The sequence below is a fragment of the Alkalibacterium sp. MB6 genome, from assembly GCF_009935905.1.
Taxonomy (GTDB): domain Bacteria; phylum Bacillota; class Bacilli; order Lactobacillales; family Carnobacteriaceae_A; genus Alkalibacterium.
The window spans coordinates 1-18,806 of the sequence record NZ_PREX01000004.1 but is presented as its reverse complement, the minus strand read 5'-3'; the positions used below and the strand labels follow the sequence as shown (position 1 = coordinate 18,806).

Annotated in this window: 22 protein-coding genes; all 22 read right to left on the bottom strand. The window is 39.9% G+C overall.

Translation table 11 applies throughout. The features are described 5' to 3' along the window. Positions 1–98: 98 nt before the first annotated feature. The 22 genes from C3945_RS02680 to C3945_RS02575 all read right to left on the bottom strand — a co-directional run bounded on the left by C3945_RS02680 (position 99) and on the right by C3945_RS02575 (position 18,705). On the bottom strand, positions 99–1,607 hold the full coding sequence (locus tag C3945_RS02680) for a HAMP domain-containing sensor histidine kinase (RefSeq protein ID WP_237585450.1): 1,509 nt from the start codon (positions 1,605–1,607) through the stop codon (positions 99–101). Further along, positions 1,604–2,296 (bottom strand): response regulator transcription factor, encoded by a 693-nt coding sequence (locus C3945_RS02675; RefSeq protein ID WP_161878145.1) that lies wholly within the window; start codon positions 2,294–2,296, stop codon positions 1,604–1,606. The genes C3945_RS02680 and C3945_RS02675 overlap by 4 nt, the downstream gene beginning before the upstream one ends. A gap of 199 nt (positions 2,297–2,495) precedes the next feature. Continuing rightward, a complete protein-coding gene (gndA, locus tag C3945_RS02670) occupies positions 2,496–3,935 on the bottom strand; it encodes an NADP-dependent phosphogluconate dehydrogenase (RefSeq protein ID WP_161878144.1) in 1,440 nt (479 codons plus the stop codon). A 417-nt stretch (positions 3,936–4,352) separates the two neighbouring features. Further along, complete coding sequence (recN, locus tag C3945_RS02665) at positions 4,353–6,062, bottom strand: DNA repair protein RecN (protein ID WP_161878143.1); 1,710 nt, start codon at positions 6,060–6,062, stop codon at positions 4,353–4,355. Between the two features lie 27 nt (positions 6,063–6,089). Continuing rightward, positions 6,090–6,539 (bottom strand): arginine repressor, encoded by a 450-nt coding sequence (argR, locus tag C3945_RS02660; protein ID WP_161878142.1) that lies wholly within the window; start codon positions 6,537–6,539, stop codon positions 6,090–6,092. A 167-nt stretch (positions 6,540–6,706) separates the two neighbouring features. Next, positions 6,707–7,510 carry a TlyA family RNA methyltransferase gene (locus C3945_RS02655; protein WP_161878141.1) on the bottom strand — a complete coding sequence of 268 codons (804 nt, stop codon included), beginning with the start codon at positions 7,508–7,510 and terminating at the stop codon, positions 6,707–6,709. A gap of 26 nt (positions 7,511–7,536) precedes the next feature. Then, positions 7,537–8,430 (bottom strand): polyprenyl synthetase family protein, encoded by an 894-nt coding sequence (locus C3945_RS02650; protein ID WP_161878140.1) that lies wholly within the window; start codon positions 8,428–8,430, stop codon positions 7,537–7,539. Positions 8,431–8,465: 35 nt separating this feature from the next. Further along, the gene (locus tag C3945_RS02645; protein WP_161878139.1) at positions 8,466–8,693 is read right to left on the bottom strand and encodes an exodeoxyribonuclease VII small subunit; all 228 of its coding nucleotides are present in this window, start codon (positions 8,691–8,693) and stop codon (positions 8,466–8,468) included. Next, a complete protein-coding gene (gene xseA / locus C3945_RS02640) occupies positions 8,693–10,042 on the bottom strand; it encodes an exodeoxyribonuclease VII large subunit (RefSeq protein ID WP_161878138.1) in 1,350 nt (449 codons plus the stop codon). Before xseA ends, C3945_RS02645 begins: the two co-directional genes overlap by 1 nt. Positions 10,043–10,227: 185 nt before the next feature. Next, complete coding sequence (nusB, locus tag C3945_RS02635; RefSeq protein ID WP_161878137.1) at positions 10,228–10,710, bottom strand: transcription antitermination factor NusB; 483 nt, start codon at positions 10,708–10,710, stop codon at positions 10,228–10,230. Beyond that, positions 10,710–11,126 carry an Asp23/Gls24 family envelope stress response protein gene (locus tag C3945_RS02630; protein ID WP_161878136.1) on the bottom strand — a complete coding sequence of 139 codons (417 nt, stop codon included), beginning with the start codon at positions 11,124–11,126 and terminating at the stop codon, positions 10,710–10,712. Before C3945_RS02630 ends, nusB begins: the two co-directional genes overlap by 1 nt. 31 nt (positions 11,127–11,157) lie before the next feature. Further along, a complete protein-coding gene (efp, locus tag C3945_RS02625; RefSeq protein WP_161878135.1) occupies positions 11,158–11,715 on the bottom strand; it encodes an elongation factor P in 558 nt (185 codons plus the stop codon). A gap of 140 nt (positions 11,716–11,855) precedes the next feature. Then, the gene (locus C3945_RS02620; RefSeq protein WP_161878134.1) at positions 11,856–12,917 is read right to left on the bottom strand and encodes a M24 family metallopeptidase; all 1,062 of its coding nucleotides are present in this window, start codon (positions 12,915–12,917) and stop codon (positions 11,856–11,858) included. Positions 12,918–13,158: 241 nt separating this feature from the next. Next, positions 13,159–13,500 carry a hypothetical protein gene (locus C3945_RS02615; protein WP_161878133.1) on the bottom strand — a complete coding sequence of 114 codons (342 nt, stop codon included), beginning with the start codon at positions 13,498–13,500 and terminating at the stop codon, positions 13,159–13,161. 1 nt (position 13,501) lies between these two features. Next, positions 13,502–13,951 carry a competence type IV pilus minor pilin ComGF gene (comGF, locus tag C3945_RS02610; protein ID WP_161878132.1) on the bottom strand — a complete coding sequence of 150 codons (450 nt, stop codon included), beginning with the start codon at positions 13,949–13,951 and terminating at the stop codon, positions 13,502–13,504. Continuing rightward, positions 13,952–14,308 carry a type II secretion system protein gene (locus C3945_RS02605; protein ID WP_161878131.1) on the bottom strand — a complete coding sequence of 119 codons (357 nt, stop codon included), beginning with the start codon at positions 14,306–14,308 and terminating at the stop codon, positions 13,952–13,954. Then, complete coding sequence (gene comGD / locus C3945_RS02600) at positions 14,295–14,828, bottom strand: competence type IV pilus minor pilin ComGD (RefSeq protein WP_161878130.1); 534 nt, start codon at positions 14,826–14,828, stop codon at positions 14,295–14,297. The genes C3945_RS02605 and comGD overlap by 14 nt, the downstream gene beginning before the upstream one ends. Next, complete coding sequence (gene comGC / locus C3945_RS02595; protein WP_161878129.1) at positions 14,752–15,075, bottom strand: competence type IV pilus major pilin ComGC; 324 nt, start codon at positions 15,073–15,075, stop codon at positions 14,752–14,754. The genes comGD and comGC overlap by 77 nt, the downstream gene beginning before the upstream one ends. Before the next feature lie 14 nt (positions 15,076–15,089). Then, positions 15,090–16,154 (bottom strand): competence type IV pilus assembly protein ComGB, encoded by a 1,065-nt coding sequence (comGB, locus tag C3945_RS02590; protein ID WP_161878128.1) that lies wholly within the window; start codon positions 16,152–16,154, stop codon positions 15,090–15,092. Beyond that, entirely contained in the window at positions 16,102–17,184 is a 1,083-nt protein-coding gene (gene comGA / locus C3945_RS02585; RefSeq protein ID WP_161878127.1) for a competence type IV pilus ATPase ComGA, read from the bottom strand. The genes comGB and comGA overlap by 53 nt, the downstream gene beginning before the upstream one ends. A 147-nt stretch (positions 17,185–17,331) precedes the next feature. After that, the gene (locus tag C3945_RS02580) at positions 17,332–18,057 is read right to left on the bottom strand and encodes a YebC/PmpR family DNA-binding transcriptional regulator (RefSeq protein ID WP_161878126.1); all 726 of its coding nucleotides are present in this window, start codon (positions 18,055–18,057) and stop codon (positions 17,332–17,334) included. Between the two features lie 126 nt (positions 18,058–18,183). Beyond that, complete coding sequence (locus C3945_RS02575) at positions 18,184–18,705, bottom strand: VanZ family protein (RefSeq protein WP_161878125.1); 522 nt, start codon at positions 18,703–18,705, stop codon at positions 18,184–18,186. Between the last annotated feature and the right edge of the window lie 101 nt (positions 18,706–18,806).

Below are 18,806 nucleotides of genomic sequence, written 5' to 3'. Positions count from 1 at the left end.
ATCGCTCTTTTTTATTCACTATTTAATTAAAAAACTCCCACATGAAAGAGGTAGACAGGTCTTTGTCTTCTCTCACTCATATGGGAGTTATTTTTTAATTAGTTGTCACTGTCTTCTTTAATTTTAGGTAGTTCGATTCGGAAGATGGAGCCGTGGTTTAAGACACTTTCAGCCCATATTTTTCCGTGGTAACCTTCTATTAATTGTTTAGCGATGGACAGGCCAAGGCCGTTTCCACCTTTGTGACGGCTTCTGGCTTTGTCTATTCGGTAGAAGCGGTTAAAGATTTTCTCAGTATCTTCTTGAGTCATGCCTTCTCCGTAATCTTGGATAGCAATTTGAATCGTGTACCAATTGTCAGACACGCTCACATGAACTTCTTTTCTATCTGTGGAGTATTTCACTGCATTATCTAGCAAGATAATTAAGATTTGCTCCAAATGGTTACGGTACATGTTGATGAGAATATCTTCTTCCAGATCATCATCTAAAATGAACGTCACGTCCGGGTGTACCAATTTAAAATTGTTAAAGGTCTGATTGACCACTTCCCTAATGGGCGTGCGCTCGTTTTTGTAGTGGATTTCGACTTGTCCGGCTCGAGATAAGTCTAGCATCTCTTGAACGAGACTCTTCATGCGTTCAATCTCTTGGAGTGACGCACTCAATGATTCGTCCAATACAACGGGGTCATCTTTACCCCATCGATTCAGTAGTTTCATGTGCCCTTCGACTACCGCAACAGGGGTTCTCAATTCATGAGACACATCTTCTACGAATTGTTTTTGCTGGTCAATGTTTTTCTGCATTCGGTCTAGCATGGCATTATAGGCATTGGCCAGTTCAGTTAATTCATCGTTCCCATCCCCAACATCAATGCGTTCATCGGACTCTGGTTCTTTTTCAATGATATGCATCGCTTCCGTCAGCCGCCTAATGGGCTGTAAAAAGACAATTGCCAAAATATAGCCGACAACCGCACTAAACAAAAGAGCAATGACACCTGCTAACAAAACAGCTCCCAATACACTTCTAAACAATGGGTGATAAAGAGATAAGGTGTTGATCACTTGAATGTAACCAATGCGTTCTCCATTCAAATACGAATTAACAGGGGCGACTGCTGACAGCATTTCATCGTCGACGCCTTCTTCAATCAGTTGAATTTGAACGGTCTCTCTGGGTGTAAAGCCAATTGGGACATCTTTCGATTCATATATCTGCTCACCATTTTGATCGAATACTCGAATGACCATCGCTTCCTGCCTTGTTTGAAGTGGAAAGCTTCCTCTTAAAGGTGATTCCTCTAGTAAAGGCAGTTCAGGAGTCAAGAACGGTTCTTCCGTTTCTAAAACACTCAAGACATCTTCTTCTGTTAAATTATAATAGAACTGGCCAAAGCGTTCCGATAAGCTGTGTACCACATTTCGAACGGATTGCTGTTCATTGTCAATCATAATCTGCTGAAAAGTGACGAACAAAATAGCCGAAAAGATAGTATACGTTAAGAATAGTGCTACAGCAGCCCCGATGGTCCATTTCCATCTTAAAGAAATTCGTTTCTTTTGGTTAACATTCTTTGTATCAATGGCTGCTTGTGCTCTCACGTGCGCATCACATATCCTGTCCCTCTAACGGTTTGAATGTAGCTCTCTTTACCTGCTACATCAATTTTATTTCTCAAATAACGGATGTAGACATCGACAACATTTGTCTCGACTTCTGTTTCATAGCCCCACACTTTATTTAATAAGACTTCACGGGAAAGAACCACGTTCACGTTTTCCATCAATTCAACAAGTAACTCGTACTCACGTTTAGTTAATTCGATGACTTCATCTCCGCGTTTAACTACTCTATTTTCTTTCTCAACAACAATATCTCTATAATTGATGGTCGTTTGACGGCTAACATTCTCTTCTGTTTGAATGTCGATACGACGCAGTAGGGCACGCATACGAGCCAATAGTTCTTCAATCGCAAATGGTTTAACGACGTAATCATCCGCACCGTGATCAAATCCAGATACACGGTCAATAACAGAATCGCGGGCAGTCATCATAATTATAGGTACATTGCTTACTTGGCGAATGCGGCGAGCCACATCGATACCATTCAATTCTGGAAGCATTAAGTCCAGTAAAATAATATCCCAAGAGTCTTTTTCAGTAACGGCTGCTTCCAGACCGGATCGACCGTCGAAACGAACTTCCGTCTCGAAGCCTTCGTGATTTAATTCCAATTCAACAAATCTAGCAAGGTTCTTTTCATCTTCAATGATTAATATTCTAGCCAACTTCTTCACTCCTATCTTTATTCCTCACTTACTCTTCATTAAAACGGTTCTTGACCGTGTACGACTAAGCTCTTCAAGTGTACCACAGTTTGGTCGTTATGGAAATCAAGGACCAGTTAGAACTGCCTTTTACATGAAAATAGCAGGTTTCCCATTAGAAACCTGCTCTCTTCATCTTATTCGTTCTATTCAGTTTGGGTTAGTTCCATCGTTCTTCGCCTTTGTCTTCATACCAGTCAAAGTGGAAAGAACCTTCTTGGTCTGTACGTTCATATGTGTGAGCACCGAAATAGTCACGTTGAGCTTGCACAATGTTAGCTGGCAATCGTTCAGATCGGTAAGAGTCATAATAAGCAATGGCTGATGAGAAGGCAGGGATTGGAACGCCCGCTTGTACAGCCATACCGACTAAGTCACGAACTGATTGTTGGTAGTTGCTCGTAATGTCTAAGAAGTACTCATCCAATACAAGGTTTTTCAATTCTGGATTGCGCTCATAGGCTTCTGTAATCTTTTGCAAGAATCGAGCTCTAATGATACAGCCTGCACGGAAGATTTTAGCAATCTCACCGTATTGTAAATTCCAGTCGTATTCTTTCGAAGCCATACCCATTTGTGCAAAACCTTGAGCGTAACTCATGATTTTACTGAAGTATAAGGCTTCACGGATTTTTCCGATGATCTCTTTTTTATCACCAGTGAATTCAGCTTTTTCGGGTTGAGGTAAAACTTTGCTTGCAGCAACACGCTCATCTTTCATAGCTGAAATGTAACGGGCAAATACAGATTCTGTAATAAGTGGCAACGGCAACCCTAAATCTAATGCACTTTGAGATGTCCATTTACCTGTTCCTTTATTACCGGCACGGTCCAAGATAACATCAACTAAATCAGCACCTGTTTGAGGGTCCTTTTTAGTTAAGGCATCAGCCGTAATTTCAATTAAGAAACTGTCCAGTTCTCCTTCGTTCCACTCTCTAAAAACGTCTGCCATTTCTTGATTTGATAGACCCACGACGTCTTTAAGCAAGTGGTATGATTCAGCAATGAGTTGCATATCGCCGTATTCAATACCGTTGTGCACCATTTTTACATAATGTCCTGATCCGTTAGGTCCAATGTAAGTGACACATGGCTCATTATCGGCAGGTGCTTTAGCTGCAATTTTTTCCAAAATTGGTGCAACTAAATCATACGCTTCTTTTTGTCCTCCAGGCATAATAGCTGGTCCTAACAAGGCACCTTCTTCTCCACCGGAAACACCTGTCCCAATAAAGTTAATGCCTGAGTCTTCTAATTCTTTACTTCTTCTAATGGTGTCTCTGTAGTAGGTATTTCCACCATCAATTAAAATGTCGCCTTTATCCAAGTGAGGAAGCAACTGTTGAATCACTGTATCTGTTCCTTTTCCAGCTTGAACCATTAACAAAATTTTGCGAGGTGTTTCTAATGATTGGACAAATTCTTCCAATTCATAAGTAGCTACCAGATTTTTATCTGGGTTTTCTTCGATGACGCCTTCTGTTTTTGACGATGTTCTGTTATAAATAGAGACGGAAAACCCTCTGCTTTCGATATTTAAAGCTAGGTTTTTCCCCATGACCGCCATACCAATGACGCCGACTTGCTGTTTACTCATTATTTATCCCCTTTCGCTCCAAAAAACAAATTTTAAATCCGGTACTCATTTTAATGTTCTACCCTTATATTAACAAATTATGAACACTTTTGGAACTCTCATTTTAGCGCTTGCAATCATTCGTCAGTTTCATTACACTAATAAGTGAAAAGCTTCTATGAAAGTTGGTGTTCATTCAATGAAAAAAACTGAAAAAAGCTCAACTAGCAAAGCAACGAAATTGATGATCTGGATTTTAGTCGTATCAATGGCTATTCCTGCAGTTGCTTCTTTGATAAGTGTTGTTTTAAACTAAGACAGTCTATCTTATCCGCATAATTAAAACCAGAACAAAAGCCTCTTCTTTCTATATTAACTGACTAAAGTTAATGTAGTAAAGAATCAGAGGCTTTTTTGTGTTTAAGATGTGCCGTTTACTTATCGACTTTTCTTTTTTCTGTCCGCTAATTTTAATAACTCTTGAGCTGTTTCAATGGTTAACTGCGTTAGTTCTTCTCCTGACAACATACGTGCCACTTCTTCTGTGCGCTCTTTGTTTTTTAAGACATCGACTGATGTACTGGTTCGGTCGTCTGACACATGCTTTTTAATATACAAGTGCTGATCGGCCATAGCTGCCACTTGAGGGAGATGAGTGATACACAACACTTGGGAGTGAACGGCAACGGAATGAATTTTGTCTGCAATGGCTTGTGCCACTCGTCCACTGACGCCGGTGTCCACTTCATCAAATATGATGCTCGTAATACCCTGAGACCTTGAAAAGATTGTCTTCAACGCCAACATCATTCGGGACAGTTCTCCACCAGAAGCAACACGTGACAATGGTTTTAACGGTTCACCTGGATTGGTGGCTACAAAGAACTCCACTCTGTCTATTCCTTGTTCCGTTAACCTCGCCGCCTGATTTCCTTCATCAGTCTGTTCTTTAAACACAACCGAGTACTTTACTTTTTCCATATACAATTCTTTCAATTGCTCTAATATGGCGACTTCCAGTTCTTTAGCTGTTTCTTGTCTAAGGTCTGACAGGTCTCGCCCTAAATCAAGGGCTTCTTTTTCCAACTCTGCCAATTTGCGACTGAGATGATCCACTTGCTCTTCTCTATTTTCCAATTTCTCTAATTCTGATTGGGCTTGGTCGAAATGAGTTAAAATGGCTTCAACTGAATTACCATACTTACGCTTTAACTGTTGGATTAGATTCAAGCGCTCTTCTATTTCATTTAAGCGTTCTTCATCATATTCTAAACGGTCAATTTCGCTGTAAATATCACTTGCTACTTCTTGAATTTGGAAAAAAGCAGAAGATAGATGCTCGGAAATGTGTTTAAACCGCTCATCCATATCGCTGATGGCATCCATTTTATCCATAGCCAGACCTACCAAATCCAGTCCGCTCACGTCATCTCCTTGAAGAGCGTTGTAACTAGTGGATAAGGACTCAACAATCGTTTGATAGTTGGTTAACTTCTTTTCTTCTTCAAGCAGAGTTTCTTCTTCGTTGGGCTGAAGCTGTGCATTTCTTATTTCTTCTACTTGGTATTTTAAAATATCGAGCCGCTGCGCTAGTTCCTGCTCATTAAAATGCCATTCTCTACGTTGTTTTAATAGCTGCCTGTAATTGGCATACACTTCTTGGTAGGCCGCCTTTTTCTCTGCTAAGGCTGTGGAACCAAATTGATCCAGTAAGTGAATATGGTTTTCCGTTACCATTAATTCCTGGTGTTCATTTTGACCGTGTATGTCAATGAGATGGCTGCCGACTTCTTTTAAAATAGCAATGGTGATGATACTTCCATTCACACGACACACATTGCGTCCGTTACTGAATATTTCCCTTTGAATCAGCAACGTCTGGCCTTCTTGCTCTATTTCGTGCGTTTCCAGTAACTGATCCAAAGCTTTCGTTCGATTGTAGGTAAATTGGCCTTCTAAGATACACTTTTTAGTGCCGTAACGGACAAACTCAGCTGATCCTCGTCCGCCAGCTAATAAGCCAACCGCATCGATAATAATTGATTTACCGGCACCCGTTTCACCTGTCAGTACCGTCATGCCTTCATTAAATTCCAGTGATAATTCTTTTATGATAGCAAAGTTTTTAATTGTTAACGATTCTAACAAAGACAAACCTCCTTGTTGTATTCCTCACTAAATAAAGGAAATGATTCTTCTTTGAAACCGCTCAGCACTTTCTTCATCTCTACAGATAATTAAAACGGTGTCGTCCCCTGAAATACAGCCGAATACTTCTTTATAATTGGCTGTTTCAATCAATGTTCCAAGGGCAAACGCATTACCGGGAAGTGTTTTAACTAATACAAATTCCTTTTGAGTATCAATGGAAACAAAGGCATCTTTCATTAGCCGTCCTAATTTTTTTGAAATATTGTAGTTCATTTCGGGTGGCAAATTGTACTGGTAGCCTCCGTCTTTTGCAGGCACTTTAATGAGCTGCAGTTCTTTAATATCTCTGGAAATGGTTGCTTGAGTCACTTCAATGCCTCTATCTAAAAGCTTGTTAACAAAATCCTCTTGCTTCCTAATGGTTTCTTGCTGCACTAATTGTCTGAGCAGCTGGTGTCGCTCTTTCTTCTTCACTATGCTTCACCCCTATGCATGATCTTCATCTCTTAATCTTCTTCTAGTATAATTATACAGTATATTAACATTTATTATACTTTTTTTTACGGTAAGTTCCAATCAAATGACCTTTACTTTTTAACGATTAATACTGAAGACTGCATAGTGTGTTTATATGGTATCAATTAGCTGAATAAATCTTCTGTTAACAGCGACTTCATCAAGTCTTTCTCAGTTACATCCATAGTGGGTACCCTTTTAATATAAGCTAAATATTCCTTATTTCCTTTACCACCTTTGATTGGTGACGGGATAATGCCATGAATCATAAAGGACTGATTATATAGAAAATGGATTAGTTGCTTTAACACTGATTCATGTACTTGAGGGTCAAGAATGATGCCGCCTTCTCCTACGTCCTCTTTGTGGGCTTCAAATTGTGGTTTAATTAAGATCACCGCATCACCCTCTGGACTTAAAATAGTCTTTAGAACCGGAATAATCTTGGTTAAGGAAATGAAAGACACGTCAATGGTTGCTGTGTCAGGCTGACCTTTTTTGAAATCCGCTGGGGTAACGTGGCGAAAATTCGTCTGTTCCATTACAACCACACGCTTATCAATTCTCAACTTCCAAGCCAATTGATTGGTTCCTACATCTAAGGCGTAAACCAATTGGGCGCCATTTTTTAAAGACACATCTGTAAACCCACCTGTTGACGCCCCAATGTCTAACACCACCTTGCCGGATAAATCGATGTTAAAGTAATCGATTGCTTTCTCTAACTTCAAGCCTCCACGGCTAACATAAAGCTGGTCCGCTCCTTTAACATAAACAGTCGTATCCGCTGGCCATTTTTCTCCAGACGTCTGGAGTTTTTCTTCCTTACTTGTATAGGCCTTACCCGCCATAACAAGTCGTTTGGCCTGGTCTCTGTTTTCTGCCCAACCTTGTTGAACAAGCAAATCATCCACGCGTTCTTTTTTCATCTTGACTCCTTTATACTTTAGTTGCGTTATTTTTCATACTTAGAAAGGGAAAGAGACTGGATAAAGGATGCTAATAATTCGTCATCGTAGTTTCCTTCTCTTGCTTTAATGTGTTTATTTAACTGTTGTGCTTCTTCTAGCTTTTGATTGAATAAGTCGTTGGCTTCTTTAAGCCCTAATAAAGCTGGATACGTACTTTTACCTAACTCAGCATCCGCTCCTACTCGCTTACCCAGTTCTTCTTGCGTTCCTTGAACATCTAAAATGTCATCTCTAATTTGGTAGGCAACACCTAGTGTGTATGCCATAGTCACTAAGTCTTTCATCGTGTCTTCACCGACATCAGCCAGTAAGCCACCTGTCCAAAAAGCAAAATGAATTAACTTACCCGTTTTACGCGCATGAACAGCTTCCAGCTCTTCTACTGTCAAAGATGACTCTTCACCGTCAATATCAGCTTTTTGTCCGCCAACCATTCCTTCATTTCCAGAAGCTAGAGCAAGTTCTCTAATCATCTTCACTTTCGCTTCATCACTTGCTTCACCTTCTGTCATCATCTCGAAAGCTTTCGTCAAAAGGGCATCTCCTGCAAGAATGGCTGTAGCTTCAGAAAATTGGATGTGATTCGTTGGCAGTCCTCTTCTTAAATCATCGTCGTCCATTGCAGGTAAATCATCATGAATTAATGAGTAAGTATGAATCATCTCAAGAGCTGCTGCATAGGGGAAAGACGCTTCAACGGATTGGTTGAAGGCTTTGACAACGGCAAATAACATTAATGGTCTTAATCGCTTACCGCCGGCTTCCAATGAATAACGCATGGATGCTTCCAAATCTGTTCCACTGTGTTCCTTCACTTGCTCCGTCACATAGGTTTCAAACGCTTCTTTGTATTGAGTCGTTAATTCATCAAATAACATAACTGTCTCCTTTTGTTCATTTTTAATGGCTGACTTTAGTCGATGATGCTTTCTTCCCCATTTTCACTAACCATTCTAGTGACAGTCTTCTCTGCTTCGTCAACAATCCGTTTGCAGTAGCGACTCAATGTGATGCCTTCTTGAAATTGATCCAAGGCTTCTTCTAACGGCACATCTCCCTGCTCTAATTTGTTCACAATGTGTTCGAGTTTTTTCATTGCCTCGTCAAAGGTCTGATCCTTTACTGTCTGCTCATTTTTCATTAACTTTCCTCCTGCTTATCTTTGCTCAATACGTGTGCATGTATGATTCCATCTGAAACGAAAATATCAATTGCATCATTCTCTGCTACTTGGTCAATCGATTTGACCACTTGCTGGTCGTGCCTTGTAATTGAAAACCCTCGGTCCACTACTTTCAAAGGAGATAAATGATCAAGTGACTGCATCAAGTAATTAATTGTCTTGTCCTGGTCGGAAATCACTTGCTTGGTCGCTCTCGTTAATTGTTTGGTTAACCGGTCAATATCCGTTTGTGCTTGGTGTAATCGAATGGTCGGGTCAAAGGCTTTTAATTTTTGATTCAGTAAGGCTGATTGCTGCTTGCTTTCTCTGACTTGGTCTTCCATTGCACGAATAAGCTGTGTGGTCACCTGGTCCAAGGTCTGGTTATAGCCATCATATAATCTCTTGGGCTGTCTGAATACATAAGACTGTTCATAACGCGACACCCGTTCTTTTTGGTGCCTTAAAAAGGCTAGCATCGATTGAACTAGGCGCTGAGTCGTTAAATCAATTTTACCCAGTTCTTCTAAAAGGACAGGTACAGCCAATTCAGCTGCTGCCGTCGGAGTCGCCGCCCTAACATCCGCTGCTAAATCTGCTAATGTGGTGTCTGTTTCATGACCCACTGACGATATAATAGGTGTGTTTGCTTTCGCAATAGCTAAGGCTACTTTTTCTTCATTAAAAGGAAAGAGGTCTTCAAAGGAGCCTCCCCCACGAGCGACGATTAATGTATCCAAATCCCCACGTTGGTCTGCTCGTTGAATGCTGGAGACAATAGAGTCAGCTGCTTTATCTCCTTGAACCATGGTCGGGAATAAATACAGTTGCACCATAGGAAACCGTCTTTTAATCGTCGTTTGAATATCTTGTATCACTGCCCCGCTTGGACTTGTTATGATACCAATTCTTTTAGGGAAACGGATTAAAGGCTTTTTCAGCTCTTGGTCAAACCAACCTTCTTCTGCTAATTTCTTTTTCGTCCGCTCGTATGCAGCATAAAGCTGACCTAAGCCTTCTGGTTCAATATGGTCGATATAGAGTTGATATGAACCTGTTTTTTCATAGACCCCTAATCTACCTACAGCCATCACACTCATGCCTTCTTCTAGTTCAACTGTCATATTCTTTTGTTCTTTTAAAAATAATACAGCTGATAGTTTGGCTCCTTCATCTTTAATACTGAAATATTGATGAGCATATCGCCTTTTCGGATTGTAGTTTGAAATTTCCCCTTTAATAAAGACTCTTTCTAAATAAGGATCGTAGTCGAACTTTCGTTTAATATAACGTGTTAATTGAGTGACTGTTAAGTAATCTTGCTCCATAACCGCCCTCCTTCCTGACTAGTTTACGTTTTTTTCGTTTAAAATAAATATAGAAAAGAGCAGAAAAGTAGAATGCCTCTCACACTCTACTTTTCCGCCCTTACTCACTGCCTAATCAACCTTATAGACTCTCTGGACTTGTGCCATCTTTTCCAGACTTCTTTTGAAAAGTGAGAAAAAAGTGCTTACTGTTGATCGGCAATACTTTGTAATACACCATTGACGAATTTACTAGCTTTTTCATCATTGTAAGTTTTCGTTAACTCTATCGCTTCATTCATAACGATTCGCTTATCTACCTCATCTTTTTCAAATAACAATTCATAAGCCGCTAAGCGAAGGATCAACAAGTTGGTTCGTTCTAAACGGTTGAGTGTCCATTTTTTGAGATGCTGGTTGATTGTCTCGTCAATGACTTCCCTATTGGTTTGTACACCTTCAACCAACTTTTTCAAATAAGTAAGTGAATCGTCTACGATTTCTTTACTATTTGATTTCTCAGGCAGGACAAGAGCCATAGCTGCTTCAAGTGACCGCTCTTCATTTATCGGAAGGGTACTGTCCAATGACAATTGGATGGCTTCTTCATTTGTTAAATTCTCATGTGTAGATAATTGAAAAAGAGCTTGGAACGCTTTTTCTCTAATTACCCGCCTTACAGTTGTCACTACTTCTCATCTTCTTCCCCATCCAGATCGAACAAGTCCTGGATTTCTGTTTTTTCAGGTACGATATCTGCTATATGAACGTTTACTTCTGATAATGTGATATCAGTCATATGCAAGATTTGCTCGCGTACTTTACGTTGAATGGTTCTGGCAACTTCTGGCACATTTACTCCAAATTTTAAGTAGCAGTATATTTCAACTTTTAAGCCATCTTCGTCACTAATTAGATGAACGCCCTTTTTATGGTTGGTTTTGCCAAAAATATTGTTCATTTTTTTTGTAATTTTTCCTTGCATGGCATACACACCATTTACCTCATTTGCTGCGATACCAGCAATAATCTCCATAACTTCGGGAGCGACTTCAATTTCACCATGTGGATTGGGTCTTTGATAATCTCTAACACTGTCAACCATATCTGGTTCCTCCTTTTTCTATAAAACCTGCTTATGCGCGGGAGACGTAACTTCTTTCAGATGTATTGACAACGATGACATCATCTACGTTGACAAATAGCGGTACCGTGATCACTGCTCCCGTTTCAACCGTTGCGGGTTTAGAGCCGCCCGATGTTGTATCCCCACGTATACCTGGTTCAGTTTCGACTACTCTTAGTTCGACTTTATTAGGTAGATCAACACCCAATACTTCTGAACCGTACATCATGATTTCAACTTCCATGTTTTCTTTCATGAATTTTAGTTCGTCTTCAATTCTTTCTCCTGGAATTTCTAATTGCTCATAGGTTTGTGTATCCATAAAGACATGGTTACCGCCATCTTCGTAAAGGTACTGCATCCCTTTTGTTTCAATATGAGCCGTATCCATTTTTTCGCCAGCACGGAAGGTCTTCTCTTGAACCGCACCTGTACGTAAATTTTTTAATTTTGAGCGGACAAAGGCAGCTCCTTTACCTGGTTTAACATGTTGGAACTCCATAATTCTCCAAATGCCGCCATCATATTGTATTGTCAATCCTGTTTTAAATTCACTTGTTGATATCATTTGTTTTCCTCCTAGTATCCAAGCCTTTTAATCGAGCATGAAACCCATACTTTATATAGTCCATTGTATCATGATTAGGCTTGAAAACCTATGTTCACTTGCTTAGAGACTCATCTTTATCACTGAACCACTTTTAAATCTTATAGCTGTATCAATTCTTTAGTCACTTGCATCAAGTTTCTGTTTCCAGATTCTGTAATCAGCAAGTCATCTTCAATCCGAACGCCGCCTAGTCCTGGTAAATAAATGCCTGGCTCATTGGTGATCACATTGCCTGCTACGAGGGCTTTTTCGTTTCTAAAGTTAATGCCTGGTCCTTCATGTACTTCCAGACCCATGCCGTGTCCGGTTGAATGACCAAAGGCTTCACCGTAACCATGCTCAGTAATATAATCTCTTGCTACAGCATCCAATTCTTTCCCAGTTACACCTGCTTTAGCATAATCTGTCACTTTTAAGTTTGCATCCAGAACAATTTTGTGGACTTTTTTCAATTCTTCTCCAGGATCGCCAAGCGATACTGTACGTGTCATATCTGATACATAGCCTTTATAGTAGCAACCGAAGTCAAAGGTAATCATATCCCCTTGCTCAATTTTCTTGTCACTTGCGACTCCGTGAGGCATGGCTGAACGTTTGCCACTAGCCACGATGGTATCAAAGGATACACTGGTGGCTCCTTTTTCACGCATAAGGAAATCCAATTTATTGGCTATCTCAATTTCAGTTACACCAGGCTTAATTTCATTCAGAATTTCCAAAAAAGCATATTCTGTGATGCGTATGGCTTCTTGAATGGTTTCAACTTCTGATTCTTCTTTAATCTCTCTTAAGGCTTCGATGACTCCACTCACTGGTTTTAACTCACATGGTAAGGTTTCTTTAATCATCTCATAGGTAGAAAATGTGACGAAGTCTTTTTCAAAACCGACAACCTGTATTTTTTCTTTTTTCAACAACTCTTTTACTTCTTCATATATAGGACCAGAGTGTTTAATGATTTCAAATCCAACGGCCTGTTCTTTCGCCTGTTCCGTGTAACGGAAGTCTGTAATGAAAAAAGCCTTATCTTTCGTAATGACGCTCAATCCGGCTGTTCCAGTAAAACCAGAAACATATCTTAAATTATATGAACTCGTTACTAATAATGCATCAACCTGTAATTGCTCTAACTCTTTTTGAACTGCTTGAACTCTCGACATGTAAACACCCTATTCTCTTCGATTTTTCTTTCTATGAGGTCTCGCCTCGGCCATTTCTCTTACCGTACATTAGTCTGATGGTTTCCCGTAGACTCTTACTTTTTTATTATAACAAAGTAAATGAAAAAATTGAACCATTCCTGTCTTCTCTTACTCACTTAAGAACGAATGACAAGAAAAAAAGAACACGTCTCTTCAGTGGTTAAGGTTTTTAACCTGCCACTTAGGTACGTGTTCGTTTTTATTTTTCACCTTTTAAATAGATTGTTTCTGTTCTTGTCTGACCACTCTCATGATTAACGCGAATGATAACACTTTCTGGCGTTTGTCTGTCGACTAATACGGTCCCTTTGGAGAACGTTAATTGGCCTGATTGTAAAAATCCCTTATCCCACTCGTCTTCAACCAGACGGCTGGTCATCTGAAGCATCGCTTTCGTTTCATAAGCCATACTCATCTGGTTTAGTTGATTGACTTGATTAGTTAAGATAACGCTCACTGTCGTTATCAAAAAAGATAAAAATAAGATTAGAGCGACTGTTGAGACTAGGATACTTCCATCTTCATCCTTTAAATGGTTCATTTTAAGCCCTTTCCACTTTTAGATAAGCAGTGAAACGCTCTCCATTTTCAAACAGTACCGAAAGCTTTAGCCGGTTACCCTCCAATTTCACTTGGTAGGTTTTCACTTCCATCAGCATGGGTTGATGCCCTCTTGCATCAATTTGCCTTCTCACCATATTGGTGTAGGTTGAATGTGAGACCGTTTCTAGTTTTCCGCTTGCTGCATTTACCTTTTTGTAATCCAATCTGTTTGGATTCACTTCTTCAACAACCGTGTCTTTCATATCATGCTCCAACTGATTGATATACAAATGCCATTCCATTTGACGATCGTCTTTTACGGATGATTGAACACTTCTAATTTGTGTCACAGCTAATGAGAAAAAGAAAACACAGACACTAACGATTGATAGGCTAACTGCTGTTTCGATTAAGGTAAAGCCTTCTTCTCTGCACCAATTTATGTTCACCTATGGCTCACTCCTCTTCCATTCAACCGACTCTACCTTCATTGATTGAGAGGGTACCCCGTCGACGTATATAGTAATTGAGCGATTCGATTGATGACTGGCCGCTTGTATAGTATCTGATGAAAAAGACGATAAGGCTGCTTCTGTTTCCCAAAAAAGGGAACTTTCATACACAAATCGGTTTAATTCGACTTCTCTTTTGGCCGCTTCTCTCGTGTGAAAGAGGCTGAAGAAAAATGGCATAACCACACCGACAAAGACAGCTAATATGGTTAAACTAACTATACTTTCCAATAACACGAAGCCGGATTCAGAATCGCCTAGCTTGCTGTTTTTATAAACCTTATTCAAAAGCAAAGCGGCCACTTCCCATTTTAAAGGATAAGGTCACCATGCCGTCTTTAGTTTGAATACGACATGGTGAAAGTTGGGCTTGAGTGCCAGACCCTGGGTGAAACTCAAACCTCATCGTACTTCCGCGAAATGACACTGAATCAGGCAATCTTAGTCGATGCTCTAAAGGGTGGTTTCTCACGCCTAAGACTCGAAAATGCACTTCTCGGTTATCAGGTTTGGTTTCAATCACAGTCCACTGATTATTCAATATGGCGTGATTGTGCATCAACGTTATACTTGAACGAAAGGATTCAAAGAATAGTGCGGTTTCCATATCTTCTTGCACCCCTTTAGTTTGAACAATTGGAAAAGTAATAATAACCATGACGATAGTTAAAACGAGTAAGGTCTCTACAAAAGTGAAGCCGTCTTCTTGCTTTAGAGTCTGAATACGCTTAGTCATATTAAGGGCTTGATTTTGTAACGGTACCGTCTGCTGACAACGTGTAAGCAGCTGCTGCTTTTTTGGCCTGTGAATCATTCAAATACCCTTCTGTTTTCATAGCCGCAAAAGAAACCACTCCGTCTTCTCGCATCTTATACAGATCAACTTGTGCCTGAAGAACCGTTTTAAAGGCCTCGTCTCCCGTCTCATCAGCACTTTTTTGTTGTCCCGTTACATTTGGGATAAAGAGCATTAGCAAGGCGGAAATAATAAATAAAACCAAAGACATTTCAATGAGGGTAAAGCCTTCTTCCAATTTAAACAGACGTTTAGTTATTCTCATGAGTTAACTCCTTTTTATAATGTATTTAACAGACTAAATGTTGGTAAAAGTAGAGCGGCGTATATTGCAATGATGATGACTGCTACACCGACAAAGATGACGGGTTGCACATATTCCATTAATTGCTCACTTCTTTTGTCAAAGCTCTCTTCGCAATTTTGGGCATACAAGATTAATTCCGTTCCTAATTTGCCAGATAATTCGCCGTGCTTCACGACTTCCAGTACTTCAGGTCTTAAAAAAGTCAACGGTCTCAAGGCATCGTGAAAATCCATGCCTTTCCTCATCTCTTTTTCAATCCATTGACCCATTTCATTAATCAATAAAGACGTTTCTGTCTCTTTCATAATTTGAACCACTTCAAACAGACTCCGATTGCCTTTTAATAGATTCCCCCATTCGTATGTAAAATAATGACTCCAGTACAGTTGAAACAGCAAGGAACGGCTCCATTTACTTTTAAGCATGAGCTGTTCAATTGGCGATTGCCGTCTTAAATAACTTGAAACAATAAAATAAAGAATGCTACAAATAACAAGAGTCAACACTATAATCGTCGGCGCATGATAGACACTTTGAACAATGACATGTGTGCTAAAAGGCAAGCTTTGTGAGTCTACTTGAACGATTTGATTCATGTGAGGAATTAAGATATAACGCATAGCAATTAGCATCCCGATGATGAAGACCACTAACATTATTGGATACTGTAGAATCTGCTTCATCTTTTTCTTTTTTTCACTCTGCTTAATCAGCAAGTCACCTGCATTAATCAGTGAATGAGCAAACTGTCCATGAAATAAGGAGAAGTAGACTTGTGTACATGTATAGTCTGGAAAGCCAGCTTCTTTTAAAACTGATGAGAATTCACTCCCTTTAGCTGATTCTATTATCAAAAAGTGCACCATTTCTTTGGTATCTTTATCAGCGATCGTTTGAAGAAAGGTTAAAGCCTCTTTTAAGGAAAAGCCATCTTCATGTAAACGACCCAACCGGTTTAAAAAGACACCTTGCTTGTGTAACTGTTTACTCGTTGGGGATGATGTAACGCCTGTAGGTTTCTTTAGTAATGTAGCCACATGCATAGACCTTCCTTAATAAATAATTGAACTCTCTTCTTTCATAATCCGGTTGCTTCTTGGAGACATGATGATTGTCTGCGTTATAAAGTAGGGTGTGCAAACTGTCACCTGACTTCACTTCGTATAGAGCGGCTCTTTTTCTGTCCCGTTCGTTATGTGTACAAAACGTTCTGCAATTTGAATCGCAAAGTGGGCAGTATAAAGGCAGGAGGTTTTGAAAAGCAATACCTATAAGGGTTTGCTGTAATAAAGGCAAACTTACTCCTAACTCCATCATTCTGGAAATAACTCCAGCAGCATTTTTAGAGTGAATCGATGCAATAAGCAAATGCCCGGTCAGTGCTCCTCTTATGACCATTCGTGCCGTTTCTTCATCGCGTATTTCTCCGACAATAACCACATCTGGATGATGCCGAAGGGTTGATTTTAAAAGCCCCTCATAGGTCAGTCCAGCGGATTCGTTTACTTGTGTCTGTAGAAAGGACACCTCTTCTATCTCTACAGGGTCTTCGATGGTAACCACTTGCTGACGTTCTCCTTTTAAACGATTTTTGACTAGATGGTACATCGTCGTTGTTTTACCAGAGTCAACCGGGCCTGAGAACAAAAGCAAGCCAGATTTGGCATCAGCTAATGCCTTCAATACATTCCACTCTTGGGAGAAAAAGGCGGGCATGGCCTGTCCCGATTCTTTCTTTTGCTTCAGCATTCGAATGACTAAGGACTCTTGTGATTGATAGTTACTAATAGTTGAAAACCGACAGTCAATTGACTTTTCCTCTAAAGCAAATACGGTTGACCCGCTCTGAGGTCTCCTCCTTTCACCAACATCCATGTTCGATAGAAATTTAAAATAAGAGATGAGCCGTGTCCCTTCATCCCGGTCTAAATAGTATTGCTTCTCCATCTGACCATTTAAACGGAAATACACATAATAGTGCCTTTGTTCAGGCAAAATATGTATGTCACTGGTCCGGTATGAATCGGCCATGGTTAATAAGTGCTTTGCGAACGATTCTGTATCCATCACTTCCTCCCTTTCTCCTTCAAATTAAAATACCCTACACTATATATATTCCCTTTTAATTTCAAAAAGAACTTTTTTAAAATAAAAAAAACTCCAAAAAAAAGAGTTTCTGCTTTTTAGAGTCATATTTTTGTCACTTTTAAGTTTTTACAATTCTGCGTTATGGTAGATATCATTAACGTCATCGTCATCTTCCAGTGCATCGATCATTTTTTCGAACTGAATGAGTTTATCTTCTGGCAGTTCGACCGTTGTTTGAGGAATCATGGACAATTCAGCTTGGTCCAAGTCAAATTCGGCTTCTCTTAATGCATCTCTTACTGCAGCAAAATCATGGGCTTCGGTATATATTTCAAAAACGTCATCCGAGGTTTCCATGTCTTCTCCGCCTGCTTCCAAAACGTTCATGAGCATGGTGTCTTCATCGACATCCAATCCTTCTCGAGCGATCGCAATGTAGCCTTTTCGGTCAAACATGTAGCCAACCGATCCTTTTTCGCCTAATGATCCACCGTTTCTATCAAATGCCACTCGAACATTTGTCGCTGTCCGGTTCACATTATCTGTTAAGCAGTGAACTAAAACAGCTACACCATTTGGCCCGTAACCTTCATAAATGATTTCTTTATAGTCGTCCCCTTGGCCTGCATCCGTCGCACGTTTAATGGCACGGTCAATATTGTCGTTTGGCATGTTGTTCGCTTTCGCCTTGTCAATGGCTAGACGCAAGGAGGCGTTCATATCTGGATCCGCTCCGCCATCTTTAGCCGCTTGGTAAATTTCTTTTGAGTGCTTTTGGAAAATTTTCCCACGCTTGGCATCTTGAGCACCTTTACGTTGTTTAATATTATTCCACTTCGAATGTCCTGCCATTCAAATTCCTCTTTCCTGACTGTAATTTCATTATCCTTCATTATTATACCAAATATGACCGTCAGTTCAACCTGACTGAAGGCGTTTGCTGTCTAATCTTTCTAATGTTTATAACATTAATGGTATTTAGCGAGTGAAGCGGATTCGATTTTTCTTTTTACTAGTCTTTCCTGAAAAGAAGGCCATTAAGATACCGACTGTTCCTCCAACTGTATCTAGTATAACGTCTTCCATTAAAGCCGTACGGTTAGGGTGAAAAGATTGTCTTAATTCATCAAATGATGCGTATCCAGCCGTGAGCAAGATGGCAAGAAAAAGAGTCAAATAGATGTTATCCACTCTATTTCTCAGGCCCAGAAACCAGAACAAGCCTAAAAAGAAGAAGATGACGAAATGAGCTCCCTTTCTAATGAAGAACTCAATAAAGCCTAAGTAGCCACTAGAGTCGACACTAACAGGACTTCCTGCATAGGAAAATTCAAATCGTTCTAGAAACCCTCTTAATGGTTCGTTTTCCAGCCATTGGTGCAGCAGTGGTTGGACATTTTGTTCTTCGTATCCCATGGATGAGCTGACATATAGCCCAACCATAATGAGTACGGCTAATAGTATGTAAACATTATCCATTTGTGTTGGTTTTCTTTTCATTATTCTACCCCTCTTTAATCAATAGTAATTACCAATTTTTTTGTTTTTTCGTGTTGTTTTAATGCAACTATCGTTGCTCTATCAATTAAAATACAAAAAGG

Bases quoted from the DNA above. Each gene is read 5' to 3' on its own strand.
- C3945_RS02620 (WP_161878134.1), bottom strand. From the start codon at position 12,917: ATGTCGAGAGTTCAAGCAGTTCAAAAAGAGTTAGAGCAATTACAGGTT.
- C3945_RS02575 (WP_161878125.1), bottom strand. From the start codon at position 18,705: ATGAAAAGAAAACCAACACAAATGGATAATGTTTACATACTATTAGCC.
- C3945_RS02655 (WP_161878141.1), bottom strand. From the start codon at position 7,510: ATGAAAAAAGAACGCGTGGATGATTTGCTTGTTCAACAAGGTTGGGCA.
- gndA (WP_161878144.1), bottom strand. From the start codon at position 3,935: ATGAGTAAACAGCAAGTCGGCGTCATTGGTATGGCGGTCATGGGGAAA.
- C3945_RS02615 (WP_161878133.1), bottom strand. From the start codon at position 13,500: ATGAACCATTTAAAGGATGAAGATGGAAGTATCCTAGTCTCAACAGTC.
- C3945_RS02630 (WP_161878136.1), bottom strand. From the start codon at position 11,126: ATGGTTGACAGTGTTAGAGATTATCAAAGACCCAATCCACATGGTGAA.
- C3945_RS02650 (WP_161878140.1), bottom strand. From the start codon at position 8,430: ATGTTATTTGATGAATTAACGACTCAATACAAAGAAGCGTTTGAAACC.
- xseA (WP_161878138.1), bottom strand. From the start codon at position 10,042: ATGGAGCAAGATTACTTAACAGTCACTCAATTAACACGTTATATTAAA.
- C3945_RS02580 (WP_161878126.1), bottom strand. From the start codon at position 18,057: ATGGCAGGACATTCGAAGTGGAATAATATTAAACAACGTAAAGGTGCT.
- C3945_RS02645 (WP_161878139.1), bottom strand. From the start codon at position 8,693: ATGAAAAATGAGCAGACAGTAAAGGATCAGACCTTTGACGAGGCAATG.
- comGC (WP_161878129.1), bottom strand. From the start codon at position 15,075: ATGAGAATAACTAAACGTCTGTTTAAATTGGAAGAAGGCTTTACCCTC.
- efp (WP_161878135.1), bottom strand. From the start codon at position 11,715: ATGATATCAACAAGTGAATTTAAAACAGGATTGACAATACAATATGAT.
- comGD (WP_161878130.1), bottom strand. From the start codon at position 14,828: ATGATTCACAGGCCAAAAAAGCAGCAGCTGCTTACACGTTGTCAGCAG.
- comGA (WP_161878127.1), bottom strand. From the start codon at position 17,184: ATGGATACAGAATCGTTCGCAAAGCACTTATTAACCATGGCCGATTCA.